This window comes from Microbacterium sp. NPDC091382 (assembly GCF_044757025.1).
GTDB lineage: Bacteria > Actinomycetota > Actinomycetes > Actinomycetales > Microbacteriaceae > Microbacterium.
In genome coordinates, this window is sequence record NZ_JBIVUD010000002.1 from 241750 (window position 1) to 256910 (window position 15161).

The 15161-nt window shown below is 68.1% G+C and carries 18 protein-coding genes, 1 tRNA gene and 1 other RNA gene; 7 read left to right on the forward strand and 13 right to left on the reverse strand.

Going from position 1 to position 15161, the window contains the following annotated elements; all coding sequences use genetic code 11:
- Positions 1 to 43 precede the first annotated feature (43 nt).
- From ftsE to smpB, 3 genes are all read left to right on the forward strand, one after another.
- Positions 44 to 1114, forward strand: coding sequence for a cell division ATP-binding protein FtsE (ftsE, locus tag ACIQLK_RS08570; protein WP_400364203.1), 1071 nt, complete (start codon positions 44 to 46; stop codon positions 1112 to 1114).
- A complete protein-coding gene (gene ftsX / locus ACIQLK_RS08575; protein WP_400364205.1) occupies positions 1111 to 2025 on the forward strand; it encodes a permease-like cell division protein FtsX in 915 nt (304 codons plus the stop codon). The genes ftsE and ftsX overlap by 4 nt, the downstream gene beginning before the upstream one ends.
- A gap of 65 nt (positions 2026 to 2090) precedes the next feature.
- A complete protein-coding gene (gene smpB / locus ACIQLK_RS08580) occupies positions 2091 to 2567 on the forward strand; it encodes an SsrA-binding protein SmpB (protein ID WP_400364207.1) in 477 nt (158 codons plus the stop codon).
- Between the two features lie 3 nt (positions 2568 to 2570).
- On the opposite strand, the gene ACIQLK_RS08585 is transcribed toward smpB, so the two are convergent.
- The gene (locus ACIQLK_RS08585; RefSeq protein WP_400364209.1) at positions 2571 to 2780 is read right to left on the reverse strand and encodes a hypothetical protein; all 210 of its coding nucleotides are present in this window, start codon (positions 2778 to 2780) and stop codon (positions 2571 to 2573) included.
- On the reverse strand, positions 2777 to 4267 hold the full coding sequence (locus ACIQLK_RS08590; RefSeq protein WP_400364210.1) for an SDR family NAD(P)-dependent oxidoreductase: 1491 nt from the start codon (positions 4265 to 4267) through the stop codon (positions 2777 to 2779). Before ACIQLK_RS08590 ends, ACIQLK_RS08585 begins: the two co-directional genes overlap by 4 nt.
- Positions 4268 to 4305: 38 nt before the next feature.
- On the opposite strand from ACIQLK_RS08590, the gene ACIQLK_RS08595 reads away from it, so the two are divergent.
- Positions 4306 to 4716: an NUDIX domain-containing protein gene (locus tag ACIQLK_RS08595; RefSeq protein ID WP_400364211.1), complete on the forward strand. Its 411-nt coding sequence runs from the start codon at positions 4306 to 4308 to the stop codon at positions 4714 to 4716.
- A 101-nt stretch (positions 4717 to 4817) separates the two neighbouring features.
- Positions 4818 to 5190: a transfer-messenger RNA gene (gene ssrA, locus ACIQLK_RS08600) on the forward strand.
- Positions 5191 to 5250: 60 nt separating this feature from the next.
- Here the strand turns inward: ssrA and ACIQLK_RS08605 are convergent.
- Both ACIQLK_RS08605 and ACIQLK_RS08610 read right to left on the reverse strand, forming a co-directional pair.
- Complete coding sequence (locus ACIQLK_RS08605) at positions 5251 to 5823, reverse strand: hypothetical protein (protein WP_400364213.1); 573 nt, start codon at positions 5821 to 5823, stop codon at positions 5251 to 5253.
- A complete protein-coding gene (locus ACIQLK_RS08610; RefSeq protein ID WP_400364215.1) occupies positions 5820 to 6644 on the reverse strand; it encodes an inositol monophosphatase family protein in 825 nt (274 codons plus the stop codon). The genes ACIQLK_RS08605 and ACIQLK_RS08610 overlap by 4 nt, the downstream gene beginning before the upstream one ends.
- 115 nt (positions 6645 to 6759) lie before the next feature.
- Here ACIQLK_RS08610 and ACIQLK_RS08615 point away from each other — a divergent pair.
- A tRNA-Lys gene (locus ACIQLK_RS08615) sits at positions 6760 to 6832 on the forward strand.
- 77 nt (positions 6833 to 6909) lie between these two features.
- Here ACIQLK_RS08615 and corA read toward each other — a convergent pair.
- The 9 genes from corA to ACIQLK_RS08660 all read right to left on the reverse strand — a co-directional run bounded on the left by corA (position 6910) and on the right by ACIQLK_RS08660 (position 13608).
- Positions 6910 to 7908: a magnesium/cobalt transporter CorA gene (gene corA, locus ACIQLK_RS08620; RefSeq protein ID WP_400364217.1), complete on the reverse strand. Its 999-nt coding sequence runs from the start codon at positions 7906 to 7908 to the stop codon at positions 6910 to 6912.
- A gap of 102 nt (positions 7909 to 8010) precedes the next feature.
- Positions 8011 to 8223: a DUF2945 domain-containing protein gene (locus ACIQLK_RS08625; protein WP_400364219.1), complete on the reverse strand. Its 213-nt coding sequence runs from the start codon at positions 8221 to 8223 to the stop codon at positions 8011 to 8013.
- Positions 8211 to 8813 carry a DUF2238 domain-containing protein gene (locus ACIQLK_RS08630; RefSeq protein ID WP_400364220.1) on the reverse strand — a complete coding sequence of 201 codons (603 nt, stop codon included), beginning with the start codon at positions 8811 to 8813 and terminating at the stop codon, positions 8211 to 8213. The genes ACIQLK_RS08625 and ACIQLK_RS08630 overlap by 13 nt, the downstream gene beginning before the upstream one ends.
- Positions 8810 to 9628, reverse strand: coding sequence for an endonuclease/exonuclease/phosphatase family protein (locus ACIQLK_RS08635; protein ID WP_400364221.1), 819 nt, complete (start codon positions 9626 to 9628; stop codon positions 8810 to 8812). Before ACIQLK_RS08635 ends, ACIQLK_RS08630 begins: the two co-directional genes overlap by 4 nt.
- The gene (locus ACIQLK_RS08640) at positions 9625 to 10410 is read right to left on the reverse strand and encodes a glycosyltransferase family 2 protein (protein ID WP_400364222.1); all 786 of its coding nucleotides are present in this window, start codon (positions 10408 to 10410) and stop codon (positions 9625 to 9627) included. The genes ACIQLK_RS08635 and ACIQLK_RS08640 overlap by 4 nt, the downstream gene beginning before the upstream one ends.
- Before the next feature lie 3 nt (positions 10411 to 10413).
- Positions 10414 to 11328, reverse strand: a complete 915-nt coding sequence (locus ACIQLK_RS08645) for an ABC transporter substrate-binding protein (RefSeq protein WP_400364224.1) — start codon at positions 11326 to 11328, stop codon at positions 10414 to 10416.
- 39 nt (positions 11329 to 11367) lie between these two features.
- Positions 11368 to 12090, reverse strand: coding sequence for an ABC transporter permease (locus ACIQLK_RS08650; protein WP_400364225.1), 723 nt, complete (start codon positions 12088 to 12090; stop codon positions 11368 to 11370).
- Complete coding sequence (locus tag ACIQLK_RS08655; RefSeq protein ID WP_400364227.1) at positions 12087 to 12764, reverse strand: ABC transporter permease; 678 nt, start codon at positions 12762 to 12764, stop codon at positions 12087 to 12089. Before ACIQLK_RS08655 ends, ACIQLK_RS08650 begins: the two co-directional genes overlap by 4 nt.
- A 7-nt stretch (positions 12765 to 12771) precedes the next feature.
- A complete protein-coding gene (locus ACIQLK_RS08660) occupies positions 12772 to 13608 on the reverse strand; it encodes an ABC transporter ATP-binding protein (RefSeq protein WP_400364229.1) in 837 nt (278 codons plus the stop codon).
- Between the two features lie 135 nt (positions 13609 to 13743).
- Here ACIQLK_RS08660 and ACIQLK_RS08665 point away from each other — a divergent pair, with 135 nt between their 5' ends.
- Positions 13744 to 15159 carry a dihydrolipoyl dehydrogenase family protein gene (locus ACIQLK_RS08665; protein ID WP_400364231.1) on the forward strand — a complete coding sequence of 472 codons (1416 nt, stop codon included), beginning with the start codon at positions 13744 to 13746 and terminating at the stop codon, positions 15157 to 15159.
- Positions 15160 to 15161 lie beyond the last annotated feature (2 nt).

Consider the following 15161-nt stretch of genomic DNA (forward strand, 5'->3'; position numbering starts at 1 on the left):
CGCTGACGGATGCCGCAGGCTTCGCGCTTAGGCTCGTCAGGCCATGATCCGGTTCGAAAAGGTTTCCAAGCGCTATCGAGGCACCAGCAAACCCGCTCTCAGCGATGTCGAGTTCGACGTCCAGCGGGGAGAGTTCGTGTTCCTCGTCGGCGCATCCGGCTCGGGGAAGTCCTCGTGCCTGCGTCTCATCCTCCGCGAGGACACCCCGTCCGACGGGCGCGTCGTCGTGCTCGGCCGGGACGTGCGGGGGCTGAGCTCCCGGAAGGTCCCCTACTTCCGACGCCACATCGGGTCGGTGTTCCAGGACTTCCGCCTCCTGCCCAACAAGACCGTCTTCCAGAACGTCGCGTTCTCCCTCCAGGTGATCGGTTCCAGCCGCGCCTTCATCCAGCAGTCGGTTCCCGAAGCCCTCGCCCTGGTGGGTCTGGCGGGCAAGGAGAAGCGTCTGCCGCACGAGCTGTCAGGAGGTGAGCAGCAGCGCGTCGCAATCGCCCGCGCCATCGTCAACAGGCCGCAGATCCTGCTCGCCGACGAACCGACGGGGAACCTGGATCCCGCGACGTCGATCGACATCATGCAGCTGCTCGCTCGCATCAATGCCGGTGGCACCACGGTCGTCATGGCCACGCACGAGGCGGGCTTCGTCGATCAGATGCAGCGTCGCGTCATCGAGTTGCGCGGCGGTGTCGTGGTCCGAGACGAGCGTCACGGCGGATACGGCGACACGTCGGGCCTGCCCGTCCTGACCCCCGAGACCGTCAAGGGTGCCGCCGCCACCGCCGCGCTGACGGCGGTGCTCGAGCTCCAGAAGCAGATCGCCTCCTCCGGCGAGACCGGCGAGATCGAGCCGCTCCCGGAGCCGGTGGAGCCGCCCGCACCGCAGCCCGACAGAGTGCTTCCCGCCGTCCCGGTCGTGCAGGACGCCCCGGTGACGCCCGTGCACACCGGTGAGGAGGAGTCGGATGCCGCGGCGTCCGCCGAGCCCGACACCGGAACCCGCGGCATCCCGATCGCACCGGCCGACATCGATCTGGCCGGCATCGACGGGCTCGGCGCCGCCGACCGGCTGGGACTGGGACGCCGCGACGACGACGAAGTGGGGCCGACCGCATGAGAGTCCGTCTCGTCCTCGGCGAAGCGCTCACGGGCCTTCGCCGCAACGCCTCGATGGTGATCTCCGTCATCCTCGTCACCTTCGTCTCGCTCACCTTCGTCGGCGCGGCCATGCTCATGCAGATGCAGATCGCGAAGATGCAGGGATACTGGGCCGAACGCGCCCAGGTCGCGATCTTCATGTGCCGCGACGGGGCGACCCAGACCACCTGCAGCGACGGCGAAGCGACGAAGGAACAGCTGAAGGAGGTCGCCGACAAGCTGGAAAGCCCCGCACTCAAGGACATCGTCCGGAGCGTGCGTTTCGAGACGCGTGACGAGGCCTATCAGAACGTCCTCGACTTGATGGGTCAGGACTACAAGGACTTCATCACCCCCGCCCAGCTCAACGAGACGTACTGGGTCAACCTGGTCGACCCCACGCAGACGGACGTCATCAGCGAGGCGTTCAGCGGAATGAACGGCGTCGAGGAGGTGAAGGACCAGATGGAATATCTGCAACCGCTCTTCTCCGCCCTCACGATCGCCACCTACATCGCGATCGCCATCGCCGGCCTGATGCTGGTCGCGGCCGTCCTCCTCATCGCCACCACGATCCGGCTGTCGGCGTACGCCCGGCGCAAGGAGCTCGGCATCATGCGCCTCGTGGGTGCGTCGAACAGGTTCATCCAGACCCCGTTCATCCTCGAAGGCGTCTTCGCGGCGTTCATCGGATCGGCTCTGGCGAGCGCCGCCATCTGGCTCGGCGTCCACTACGGCGTCCGCGGATACCTCGTGGACGAGATCGACTTCGTGACCACCTGGATCGACGGACGCGACGCCCTCCTCGTGATACCGGTCATCATCGGGGTGGGCCTCGTCCTCGCCGCGCTGTCGGCGAGCTTCGCGATACGCAGATGGTTGCGTACCTGAACCACCACCTCCGTTAGACTGGCAGGCCGGTCGCGCGCGGAGCGCGGCCGCGTCGAGGAGTCATCATGCCCAGGGAACGCGGAGAGCAGGTCATCGCGACCAACCGTCGCGCGCGCCACGAGTACGCCATCGAGAAGACGTACGAGGCGGGGATCGTCCTCACCGGCACCGAGGTCAAATCGCTTCGGCAGGGACGCGCGAACCTCAGCGACGGCTACGCGTTCATCGACGGCGGGCAGGCCTGGCTCGACGCGGTGCACATCCCGGAGTACTCCCAGGGGCACTGGACCAACCATGCGACCAAGCGCACTCGCAAGCTCCTGCTGCACAAGGACGAGATCATCAAGCTGTCGCACGCGATCTCCGCGGGCGGGTACACGCTCGTCCCGTTGAAGCTCTATTTCTCGGACGGTCGGGCGAAGGTCGAGATCGCCGTGGCCAAGGGCAAGCGCGAGTTCGAGAAGCGGCAGACGATCCGCGAGCGCGAAGACAAGCGTGAGGCGGAGCGCGCGATGCGCAGCCGCAATCGTCTGGGCGAGTGACGCTCAGGCGCGTCGACGCGGTTCGGGTGGTGGCGGTACGGCCTTCGCAGCGATGATGGCGCCGCGCGGAATGCGCTCGACTCCGCGCTTGCCGTCGACGATCACCACGTCGCTCTCCGCGCGCACCAACTCGCCGAGCGCGTCCGTCGCGCGTCCGTCGGGCAGTAGGTAGCGCACGACGACGCGCGTACCGGGGTCGGGTAGCGCCGTCACCACCGGCTCGGTGCGTAGTCCTTCAGGAAGACGCCGAAGACGTCCTCGCCGGTCTCTCCGCGCACGATGGGGTCGTAGACCCGTGCCGCGCCGTCGACCAGGTCGAGAGGTGCATGGAACCCCTCCTCTGCCAGGCGCACCTTGGTCGGGTGCGGCCGTTCGTCCGTGATCCATCCGGTGTCCACGCTCGTCATGAGGATGCCGTCGGTCTCGAACATCTCGCGGGCACTCGTCCGCGTGAGCATGTTCACCGCCGCCTTCGCCATGTTCGTGTGCGGATGACCCGGCCCCTTGTATCCCCGTTCGAAAACGCCTTCCATCGCGCTGACATTGACGATGTACGTGCGCCGAGCCGGACTCGCCGCGAGTGCGGGACGCAGCTTCGAGACGAGCAGGAAGGGAGCCGTCGTGTTCGCGAGTTGCACTTCGAGCATCTCGAGGGGATCGACCTCCTCGACCCGCTGCACCCACGAGTTCGAGTGGTCGAGGTCCGGGATCAATCCGCCCGCGTCGATCGCGGTACCGTCCGCGAGCCGCTCGAGGGAGGTGGAGCCGGCGGTCATCGCCTCCCGGGTGAGCAGGTCGGCCCGGTCGGCTGCTGCGGCGAGGATCGGATGTGCGCTCACGGAACGCTCGAGGGCTTCGGGGTGCCGATCGTTCGTGTGCCCGAAGGTGACAAGGGCGGGGAGAGGGCCGTCGGGCAGGGGAGCGAGCTCGGCGTCGACGAGCGGCTGATAGGCGCCGGGGGAGCGTCGCACGGTCTGCGTGGCGTTGTTGATGAGGATGTCGAGGTGGCCCGCTGCGGCGACATCGTCGGCCAGGGCGATGACCTGCGCGGGATCGCGGAGGTCGATGCCGACGATCTTCAGACGGTCGATCCACTGCGCCGAGTCGGGCAGTGCGCGGAAGCGGCGCACGGCGTCTCGAGGGAAGCGGGTCGTGATGGTCGTGTGCGCGCCGTCGCGGAGCAGGCGCAGGGCGATGTACATGCCGATCTTCGCGCGACCGCCGGTGAGGAGCGCCCGCCTGCCGTACAGATCGGTGCGCGCGTCGCGCTTGGCATGGCTGAGTTCAGCGCAGTCGGGGCAGAGCTGGTGGTAGAAGGCGTCGACGACCGTGTACGGCTGCTTGCAGATGTAGCAGCCGCGAGCCTTCTTCAGGACGCCGGCGATGGGTGCGGCGGTGCGCGCCGCGATCGGGATGCCGCGGGTCTCGTCGTCGATCCGATCGGGCGCTCCGGTGGCCGTGGCATGGACGACGTCTCGGTCGGCCTGGGCGATCGCCTGTCGGATCTCGCGCCGCCGCTCTTTCTTGGCCGCCTTGAACATGGCGGCGCTCGCCTGACGGACAGCGATGAAGTCGGGGTGGATCCGGGGGAGTGACGGAAGCGTCGCGAGGACGCGGAGCGTCGTGGCGAGGTCGTCGGGGTCGATCCCCAGGTCGTCGGGGTCGATTCCGAGTTCGTCGGGTAAAGCGTCGGGAAGCACATGAGATTGTACGTCGGCACTCCTGTTAGCGTTTTCGCGTGACGCTCCCGGACGATCCTCCCGCCCCGTCGATCCGCGTGTCGGCGGCCGTCATCCGCGATGACACCGGCCGGTTGCTGCTGGTTCGCAAAGAGGGGACGAGCGCATTCATGCAACCCGGTGGCAAGCCCGAGGCAGGCGAGACGCCGGCAGAGACCCTCGTGCGCGAGTTGAGGGAGGAACTCGGCGTCTCCGTCGGGCGCGACCATCTGCGAGGCCTCGGAGTCTTCCGCGCAGACGCCGCGAACGAGCCCGGTCACTCCGTCATCGCCGATGTGTTCGAAGTCTCGCTGGAGGGTCAGCAGCCTGCCGCCGCCGCGGAGATCGCTGAGCTTCGTTGGGTCGCGTACGACGAGTCAGACGCAGTCGAGATCGCGCCTCTCGCGCTCGAATACTTCCTTCGCAGGTGAGAGCCCTCGCGGCGATGGTAGGCTGGGATGCTCGGACGCCACGGCGGACGAGTGATGACAACTCCACAGCGTGACAACGGTCCACGCGCCTCTGGCGTCTCGGGGATGATCGGTTTCGACATCGCCTGTGACTCTGCGGGAAGCGGGCCGAGGATGCAGGGTTATCTCGTAAACGATCTCTGCGAACCAATAACTGCCAATAAGAAGCAGTCCGACTTCGCCCTCGCTGCGTAAGCAGCGAGCCCGAGTCCGTCAGTCCGTGAGTGATCCCCTCACGGTCCCTGGCGTCATCTAAGGGGTCTCGCTGCGTGACGTCGCCTGAGCGTCACGCGGGACTTTTCTCAGGCTGGGCTCGTCGACTTATGTGTCTGTACTAAAGGTCGGAGCCGAGCAGAACGCCTTCTACAGACTGCGCCCGGAGAAGACGCCGTCTCTCAGCGATGGACGGGGGTTCGATTCCCCCCATCTCCACGAACCGTTGTCACGGAGCACGAAGCCCCTGATCCGTCGCCGGATCGGGGGCTTCGTCGTGCATCAGCCGATCTCGATGAGGTCGAGCCCCTGCCGCGTGTCCGAGACCTCCACCCAGCCGTCATGGAACAGGTAGGTCATTCCGTACCCCTCGTCGTCTAGCCGCAGGGCGGACGAGGGATCCTCCGTGATCATGACGCCGCGAGGATCCTCCTTGGAGAGCCACCCCTCCGCCGTGAGCGAGGCCTGCGCCGTGGCTGCATCGGCGGCACTGATCGGCGACCATCCGAACAGGATCAGGTCGTCATTCGTTGGCGAGCTGAAATCTCCCCACGTGCATGCGATGCCCTGGGGCAGCTCGAGGTCGAGGATGACGAAGGGATCCTCGCGCACCGTCCACCCGGTCGACCCGAAGGTGCCGACGGTGTCTGCGGACAGCATGTTCTCGCAGGTGACGTCGTCCGGGTCGATGGCCGCCGGACGTGCCGGTGTCGCCGACGCCTCGCCCGGAGCCGCCGTCGTGGGATCCGCGCCCGGTGCGGTCGCGGGCGCACACCCGCTGAGGGCGACGACGGAGCAGATCGCGAGCAGTGACGCGATTCCGGCGCCCCGCAGACGGGCAGATAGGGACGTCACGTGCGCAGCATCTCCAAGAAGGCGTCGTGCAGGATGCCGTTGGTCGCCAACGAGGACCGGGCATCGAGGCGGTGCCCCCCGTCGATGTCGGTGAAACGGCCACCGGCCTCGATGATGATCGGGATGTGAGCCGCGATGTCGTACTCACGGACATCGAACTCGGCGACGAGCTCGAGGCGGCCCTCGGCGAGAAGCATGTACGGCCACGCGTCTCCGTAGCCCCGATCGCGCCATACGGCGCGAGAGAGGCGCAGAAGGTCGTCGGTGCGGCCCGCGGCATCCCATTGCCCGATGCTCTGGAAACTCACGCTCGCGTCGCCCAGCGTGTCGACCCCGGAGGTCCGAATCCGGCGGGTCGCCCCGTCGGCGGTGCGCGTCCACGCGCCTGCACCTGTGGCGCCCCACCACCGGCGAGAGATGGCGGGCTGGCTGACGACGCCGATGCGGGGGACGCCGTCGACGACGAGAGCGATGAGGGTCGCCCACATCGGGATCCCCTTGAGGTAGTTCGCGGTCCCGTCGATCGGATCGATGATCCACTGGCGGCGCGTGTCGCCGCTCGTGCCGTACTCCTCGCCGAAGATCCCGTCGTGGGGCCGCTCCGCCGTCAACAGGTCGCGGATGGCTCGCTCGGTGGCGAGGTCCGCCTCGGTGACGTGGGTGGCGTCCGCCTTCGTCCTGATGTCGAGGTCGGGTGCGTCGAAGCGTTGCATCGAGACCTGATCGGCGGCATCCGCGAGGCGGAGGGCGAGTGCCAGGTCGTCGCTGAGGTCGTCGCCGAAGGGCGCCGTCCAGTCCGTCGAAGAGGGAGGGGGCGTCACGGGATCCAGGATACGGCGTGCACCTGTGTGGCTCGACGGTCCGGCGGTGCCTCGATTGGCGTAGGACGCGATCGTGATGCTAGTGTTGACCCTCGGTTCGAGTTCTTCGAATCACGCACCTCTAGCTCAATCGGCAGAGCAACTGACTCTTAATCAGTGGGTTCTGGGTTCGAGTCCCAGGGGGTGCACGGACGGCCTCGGTCACTCTCGCCAGTGACCGAGGCCCTCTGCTTTTCCGGAACGTCTCGTGCGCGAGAACGCGCCCTCAGAGCCAGTGTTTGCGCTTGAAGACGACGTACAGCACGACCGAGCTGGCGACCATCAGGCCGAGGGCCATCGGGTAGCCGTACGTCCAGTGGAGTTCGGGCATGTTCTCGAAGTTCATGCCGTAGACAGTCCCGACGAGGGACGGCCCGAAGAGGATCGCCGCCCACCCGGAGATCTTCTTGACCTGGTCGTTCTGCTCGAGCGAGGTGTCGGTCTGACGCTGCGTGACCAGCGTGGAATGCACCGTGAGCGCGTTGTCGAGGATGGAGCGGAATGCCACGATCCGTTCATTGAGGCGGATGACGTGGTCGAGGACGTCGCGCAATGAGCGCTGGAGCTCGATGTCGACCCCGTACTTGTCGGACCCCTGGAGCAGTCGCTGGAGCATGTCGTCGAGCGGCAGGGTCGATTTGTGAAGGGCGATCACCTCGCGCGCGAGAGCGTAGATGCGCTGCGAGAGCCCCGCATCGTCTCCGCCGAAGAGCTTCTCCTCGATCTCGTCGATGTCGTTCTCGACGCCCGCGAGGACGGGGGAGTACTCGTCGACGACCTGGTCGAGGATCGCGTAGAGGATCGCCTCGGGGCCCATGCGCAGCAACTCGGGCTGCTTCTCCATGCGCGCGCGAACCTGACTCAGATCCGGGGAATCCGCGTGCCGCACGGTCACGACGAAATCCGGGCCGACGAAGACGTGGAGCTCGCCGAAAGCGACCGACTCCGTCTGGTCGTCGTAGCGCGCGGGCCTCAGCACGGCGAACAGCACATCGCCGTAGCGCTCGAGCTTGGCCCGCTGGTGACCCGCCAGCGCATCCTCGACCGCGAGGGGGTGCAGCGAGAACTCGGACGCGACGGCGGCGACCTCCGCCTCGGTCGGCCGGTACAAACCGATCCACGCCATGCCGCTGTGATCGCGCATGTGCTCGAAGGTCTCGGTGAGGTTCGAGGGATCCTGGATACGGCGGCCGTCCACATACACGGCGTTGTCGACGATGGGCATGGGTAGATTCTGCGCCCTGCCGGATGAGCGGATGCCGCGCGCCGCGCCGCACGGCGTCGCCGAGTTCCCGAAGGCAGCAGAGGCGGGACGCGCGGCATCCCCTCAGGACGACAGCTTGTTCAACGCCGAACCCTTGTGGGCGGCTTTCGCGCCGGTCTTCTCCGACTCGACGATGAACGCAGGCTCATCCGCCGACGCCGTGAAATCCTGCCCGTCGAACGTGAAGTCGCTCGTCTTGCGCTCCGTGATCTTGCCTTGAGTGCGCCCCTGCGAGGTGTTCCAGCTGACGCGATCGCCCTTCTTCAGCTCCGCCATGATGCTTCCTTCCTGTCTGCCGCGGCGAGCGCGGTCCGTTCGATGGGGATCCGGGTGATGAGGATGCCGGCGAGCAGCGAACCGAGCCCGCCGACCGCCATATCGCCGATGGTGTCCTGGTAGGTCACGAAGATGTCCGGCGCGAGGAAGGTCTTGCCGGCCCACTCGACCATCTCCCACAGCGCACTGATCGCGAGGCCGATCGTCGGGACGAGGACGACGGTGGATCGTCGGGCGTCGCCTCGCGGCGCGACCTCCAGGCGTTGGAGGATGAGGAACACGATGATCGCGATCACACCGGTGGCCACGAAGTGGACGGCGATGTCCCACCACGCGATGGAACGGTACAGGTCGAGGACGTTGCTCCACGCCGCAACGGTGACCGTCACTCCGTAGAGCACGTCGAGACCGGGTCGTGCGCCGATCGCGCGGGGCACGAGGAGAGCGGGCAGGGCGAGCGCGAGGATCCCTCCGTCGGTCGGCGTCCACCAGAGGAATGCCGCCGCCACGCTCAGCAAACCGAGGACCCGGATGCCGTCGGCCGCCCACTCGGCGATCGACTGCGGCGACCGCAGGAAATCGGCCCTCATCGTGGTACCTCGATGGCGGCATGGACCGGCAGATGGTCCGACCCCGCCACGCCGTCCACCGGGCGTGCGTCGATGCCGACGCGGTCCACGGCGATGTCCGGAGTCGTCAGGATCCAATCGATGCGCGCGCCCCCGCGCACCGGCGCACGATATCCGGTGTACGTCCCCCACAGCGGTGTCACCCGCTCGTCTGCGGTGCCCCAGGCATCCGTGAGCAACTCACCGCGGGTCAGGGCCTCGAGGGCGGGAGAGCCTGCGGCTGCGTTCATGTCGCCCACCACGACCGCGGGGAGCCCCCGCCGTCGCACCTCCTGACGGATCTGCTCGGCGGCTCGGACGCGGGACCGCGCTGAGAACGGATCCAGGTGTGTGTTGATCATCGCGAAGGACGCCCGCGTACGCCGGTCCCGGAAGACTCCGACGACCATCGCCCGCGGCATGGGGTTGCCCCACGACCGGGAACCCGCGACCTCGGGTGAGTCCGACAGAGCGAATTGATGCTGCTCGACGAGCTCGAGCCGCGAATGGTCGAAGAAGATCGGACACCCCTCGCCGTTCCCCCGGGGTCCGCGTCCCACGCCGATCCGCGCATACGCCGTGCCCAGCGCACCGGCGATGTCACGCGCAGTTCCAGGAAGGACCTCCTGCAGGCCGAGAGCCGACGGGGACTCCCGCGAGAGCGTCACCAGGAGCGCAGCCCGGCGCCGGTCCCATCGATCGGCCCGGCGCGTGAGGGCACGCGGCAGCGGACGGCGCACGTTCATCGTCATGACGTGCAGGAGGTCTCCGTCGACCTCACCGAGGACGCGGTTCATGCGGATGCCCTCGCGCCTGCGCCGCGGGTCACGAGACGGCGAGCGGACCGTGCCCATCGGATCGGTGCGAACTCCTCCGGCCAGTGCCGGACGACAGTGCGGATGCCGCGGAGCACGCGACGGCGGAACGCCGATCTCGACGCGAAGGGTCGCATCGAGATGCCCATCGCCGACGGCACGAACCGGATGCGATGCTCCTTCCCGAGATGGAAGGAGAGATCGAGGTCGTCGTGGATCTCGGGATCGGAGCGGTGGACGGTCGCGCTCACCCGCACCCACGCCGGTCGGCGCATCGCGAGGTTGGAGCCGAAGAGGGGGAGGTGTCCGAGGGTCGGGGTGAGGACGGCGGCGTACGCGCCGAGGTAGGCGACCGCCAGCGGCGACCGCAGGAGGCGCGGTCCATCGATGAACCGGGCAGCGCCCACGAAGACGTCGACCTCGGGCCGCGCGCGGGCGTGCTCGCTCATCACCTCGATCCACGTCGATGCGGGAATGCAGTCCGCATCGAGGCGGAGGATGAGGTCGCCCATCGCAGAGTCGTACCCGGCCGCAGCTGCCGCGGGTATGCCGGGATGATCGCAGGAGACGACACGCGTCCCGTTCTCTCGGCCGACGCGGGCCGAATCGTCGGCCGAGCCGTTGTCGACGACGATGATCTCGTCCGGCTTGCGGGTCTGCAGCGCAAGGGCCCGCAGGCACCGCCGGAGCCCGTCCGCGTCGTCCTTCACGGGGATGACGACGGTCACGGATCCGGCGGTGGGCCGCGGGCCCCGGGCTGTCATGGGTCAGCCGAGATTGTCGGCGATCCACTTCTTGGCGATGTCGGCAGACGAGCGCTGGTCGACGGTGGACTCGACGTTCATGGCGACGAGTTCCTCTGGGCTCATGGCGGCACTCACCTTGTTGATGACGTCGGCGATCTCGTCGGCCTTGTCCGCGTTTGCGATCGGGACCACGTTCGCGGCGAGGAACAGGCCCTTCGGATCCTTCAGCGTCACGAGATCCTCGGTCTCGATGCGCGGGTCCGCGCTGTAGACGTTCGCGACCTGGATGTTGCCCGCGACGAGCTCGTCGACGGTCGTGTCCGCCGTCGCCTCGAACTTCGCGTCGACGCCGTAGACCTTCTTCAGGTTCGTGAAGTAGGGACGCTGCTCCAGCTCGGGCGCGCCGCCGAACGTGAGGTCCTTGATGCTGGCGAGATCGCCGATCTCGGTGAGGTTGTTCTCCTTGGCGAAGGCAGCGGTCACATTGTACGAATCCTGGTCGGTCGCCGGCGAGAAGTCGAGCGCCTTCAGGTTCTCGGGCAGGACCTTCTCCATGGCGGTGTAGACCTCGTCCGCCGATCCCGCCGTCGCCGACTTGTCGTAGTACTGCAGCAGGCTGCCGGTGTACTCGGGGAAGAGGTCGATCGAGCCGTCCTCGAGGGACGGCATGTAGGCGTCGCGCTGACCGATGGCGAACTTCCGCTCGACCGTGAAGCCGTCGCTCTCGAGGGCCTGCGAGTAGATCTCGGCGATGATCTCGTTCGACGGGTACGACTGCGAGCCGACGACGATGGTCTTCGACTGATCGCCGCCGCCCTCGTTGCCGTTCGAGCCGCCCCCCTGGAGGGAGTCGCTCGAGCCGCAGGCGGACAACGCGAAGACGGCCGCGGCGGCGAGGCCGACGACGGGAATGATGCGGGTGCGTGTGATGGACATGGATGCCTCCGGGTGGGGTGGTGGTCAGGACGTCTGTTGTCAGGTGGTCGGAACGGCGGCGCGCCGGGTGCGGCGGCGCGCGGGGGAGACGTGCTGGGCGGCTACGCCGCGGGGCACGACGATGCGCTGGAAGAGGGCGAAGACCCCGTCGAGCACGAGTGCGAGGATGACGACGACGATCGAGGCACCCAGGATCTGTGCGGCGTTGCGGGTCTGGATGCCTTGGATGAGGGCGAAACCGAGACCGCCGAGACCCACATAAGCGGCGATGGTGACCGTGGCCACGACCTGCAGCACGGCGGAGCGGATCCCGCCGATCAGGAGCGGCAGGCCGAGAGGGACCTCGATCTTCCAGAGGACCTGCATCGGGGTCATCCCGACGGCGCGCCCTGCCTCCACGGTCGACCGGCTGATCGCCTCGACCCCGGCGTACGCGCCGGCGAGGATCGACGGGATGGCCAGGAGGATGAAGGCCACCACTGCGGCCTGCTCTTTGAAGTTGACGCCGATGACGAGATACAGGAGGACGACGAGCCCGAGCGACGGGAGGGAGCGGGCAGCGCCGGAGAGGAAGACGGCGATCTCGCGCCCCTTGCCGGTGTGGCCGATCGCCCATCCGGCGGGGATCGCGATGACAGCCGCGATCGCCACCGAGCCGAAGGTGAATCCGAGGTGCTGCAGGATCGCTTCCCACAGCGGAAGGTAGCCGGTGGCGCGGTCGGGGGAGAAGATCCAGGCGAAGGCGTCGACGAAAACGTTCATGCCGTCACCTCCACGGCGCGCGAACGCTCGCGCGGGACCCGGGTCCGACGGGTCCACGGCATGAGTGCGCGTCCCGCCAGGACGAGGACGAGATCGATCACCAGTGCGATGACCACGACGGCCAGGACGCCGGCGAGCACTTCGGGGATGATCCGGCGCTGCGATCCGTTGGTGAAGAGGTAGCCGAGATTCTGCACGCCGATGAGGGCGCCCACCGTGGCGAGCGAGATCGTCGACACCGCCGTGACGCGCAGACCGGCCAGCATGACCGGTCCTGCAAGCGGGAAGTCGACCGTCCAGAAGCGCCGGACCGGCCCGAATCCGACCGCAACCGCCGCACTGCGGACCGCGGCATCCACCGACGCGAGGCCATCGGTCACCGATCGCGTCATGATGGCGACGGCGTAGATCGTGAGGGCGACGACGAGGTTCGTCTCGGAAAGGAGGCCGATGCCGGTCGTCGCACTGATGAGCGCGAAAAGTCCGAAGGACGGGATCGTGTACAGGATGCCGACCACGCCCAGCAGCGTGCCTCGCAGTCGCGAGTATCGGAACGCCGCCCAGCCGATGGGCACGGCGATGACGAAGCCGAGCAGGATCGCGACCGCGCTCTGTCGCAGATGGGCGAGCGTGAGCTCCCCGATCAGGTCGAGGTTCTGCCCCACCCAGTTCATCGGAAGCTCATCCCTCGTCGCCCGGCGCGCCAGGAAGCAGGACGCCCTGCGTACGGCCGGACCCGTCGACGAGCACCGTGCCCCGGTCGGTCTGCTTGGCGTGGAAGGCCCGCGCACCGCGGTCGGCGCCGATGAAGCTCGCGACGAACTCGTCGGCGGGGGCCTCGATGATCTCCGACGGCGTCCCGCGCTGCGCGATGCGAGCGCCCTTCTGGAGGATGACGACCTGGTCACCCAGGAGGAATGCTTCGTCGATGTCGTGGGTCACGAAGACGATCGTCTTGTCGAGTTCGCGCTGCAGCCGGATGACCTCAGCCTGCAGCTCCTTGCGCACGATGGGGTCGACCGCCCCGAAGGGCTCGTCCATGAGCAGGATGTTGGGGTCCGCGGCGAGTGCGCGTGCGACCCCGACGCGCTGCTGCTGACCGCCCGAGAGCTGAGCGGGATAGCGGTCGGCGAACGCCGTGTCGAGGCCGACGACCTCCATCAGCTCCAACGCGCGACGCCGGGCGCTCGCGCGGGTCTGGCCCGTGAGCACCGGCACGGTCGCGATGTTGTCGGCCACGGTGTAGTGGGGGAGGAGGCCGGCGTTCTGGAGGACGTAACCGATGCTGCGACGCAACTGCACGGCGTCGCGCGAGCGGATCGACTCGCCGTCGATCGTGATGTCGCCGGATGTCGGTTCGATGAGCCGGTTGATCATCCGGAGCAACGTCGTCTTGCCGCAGCCGGAGGATCCGACCAGCACCGTCGTCTTGCGAGCCGGCATCTCGAGGGAGACGTCGTCGACGGCGGCTGCTCCGTCGCCGAATCGCTTCGTGACGGATCGGAATTCGATCGCCATAGGGGTCCTTTCGGCCGGTGCTTCAGCAAACCACAGACCTCCGACATCCCGGCAGTCCCGGGCGTCCATTGACGTCATCTGCCCGATATGGCAAGGGGCGGCCTCGGGAGGCGTCCGCTCGGTACGGTGTGGGGCATGACCACACGCGAGTACGACCTCATCGTCATCGGAGCCGGCCCTGTCGGCGAGAACGTCGCCGACAGGGCCGTGCGCGGCGGATTGTCGGCCGTGATCGTGGAGAGCGAACTCGTCGGCGGCGAGTGCTCGTACTGGGCGTGCATGCCGTCGAAAGCGCTCCTGCGTGCACCCGCGGCACTGCGCGCCGCCCGTGACGTCGCCGGCGCCGCCGAGGCCATCAGCGGCGGCGTCGACGTCGCGGCGGTCCTCGCGCGGCGCGATCGCATGGTGCACGACTATCAAGACACCTCGCAGGTCGAGTGGCTGCAGGGCGCGGGGATCGATCTCGTCCGTGGCCACGGCCGGTTGTCTGCCGAGAAGGAGGTCACGGTCGAGGCAGCCGACGGTTCCACGACGGTCCTGAGGGCCACGCACTCGGTTGCGGTGTGCACGGGGTCGGCAGCCCTTCTGCCCGGCATCCCCGGTCTGCGGGATGCCTCGCCGTGGACGAGTCGAGAGGCGACGGGAGCGACGGAGATCCCGTCGTCGCTCATCGTGCTCGGAGGCGGGGTCGTCGGCGTCGAGATGGCCACGGCCTTCACGGCGTTCGGGTCGAAGGTCACGGTGATCGCGCGGTCGTCGCTCCTCGGCGGCCTCGAGAGCTTCGCCGGAGAGGCGGTGGGGAAGGCGCTCACCGCAGCCGGCGCGACCGTCATGACCGGCGTCGGCGTGACCGGCGTCGAGCGCGCGGACAGCCAGGTGACCGTGTCCCTCGACGACGGTTCGTCGGTTCGCGCCGACCAGATCCTCGTCGCGACGGGCCGGGTGCCCCGCACCGAGGATGTCGGGCTCGAGGTCGTCGGTCAGACGGCCGGCGCGTGGATCGAGGTCGACGACACGCTCCGCGTCCCCGGATCCGACTGGCTCTACGCCGTCGGCGATGTCAATCACCGTGCCCTGCTGACGCACCAGGGCAAGTACCAGGCGAGGATCGCCGGCGATGTCATCGCGCGCCGCGCGGCCTCTTCCGAGGTCGACACCACGGCGTGGGGTCCGCTCGCGGCGACGGCGGACCACAGCGCCGTGCCGCAGGTCGTGTTCACGGACCCCGAGGTCGCCGCCGTGGGGCACACCGAGGCATCGGCGCGCGCCTCCGGCATCGCCGTCCAGGTCGTCGACTACGACCTGTCGTGGGTCGCGGGTGCCAGCACTCACTCGGACCGTTACGAGGGCATGTCGCGGGCCGTCATCGACACCGAGCGGCGGGTGCTGGTAGGAGCGACCTTCGTCGGTCCCGATGTCGCCGAACTCCTGCACGCCGCGACCATTGCGATCGTCGGCGAGGTCCCGCTGGAGCGGTTGTGGCACGCTGTCCCGGCGTACCCGACGGTCAGCGAGGTCTGGCTCCGGTGGCTGGAGTCGGCCGGACTCTGACC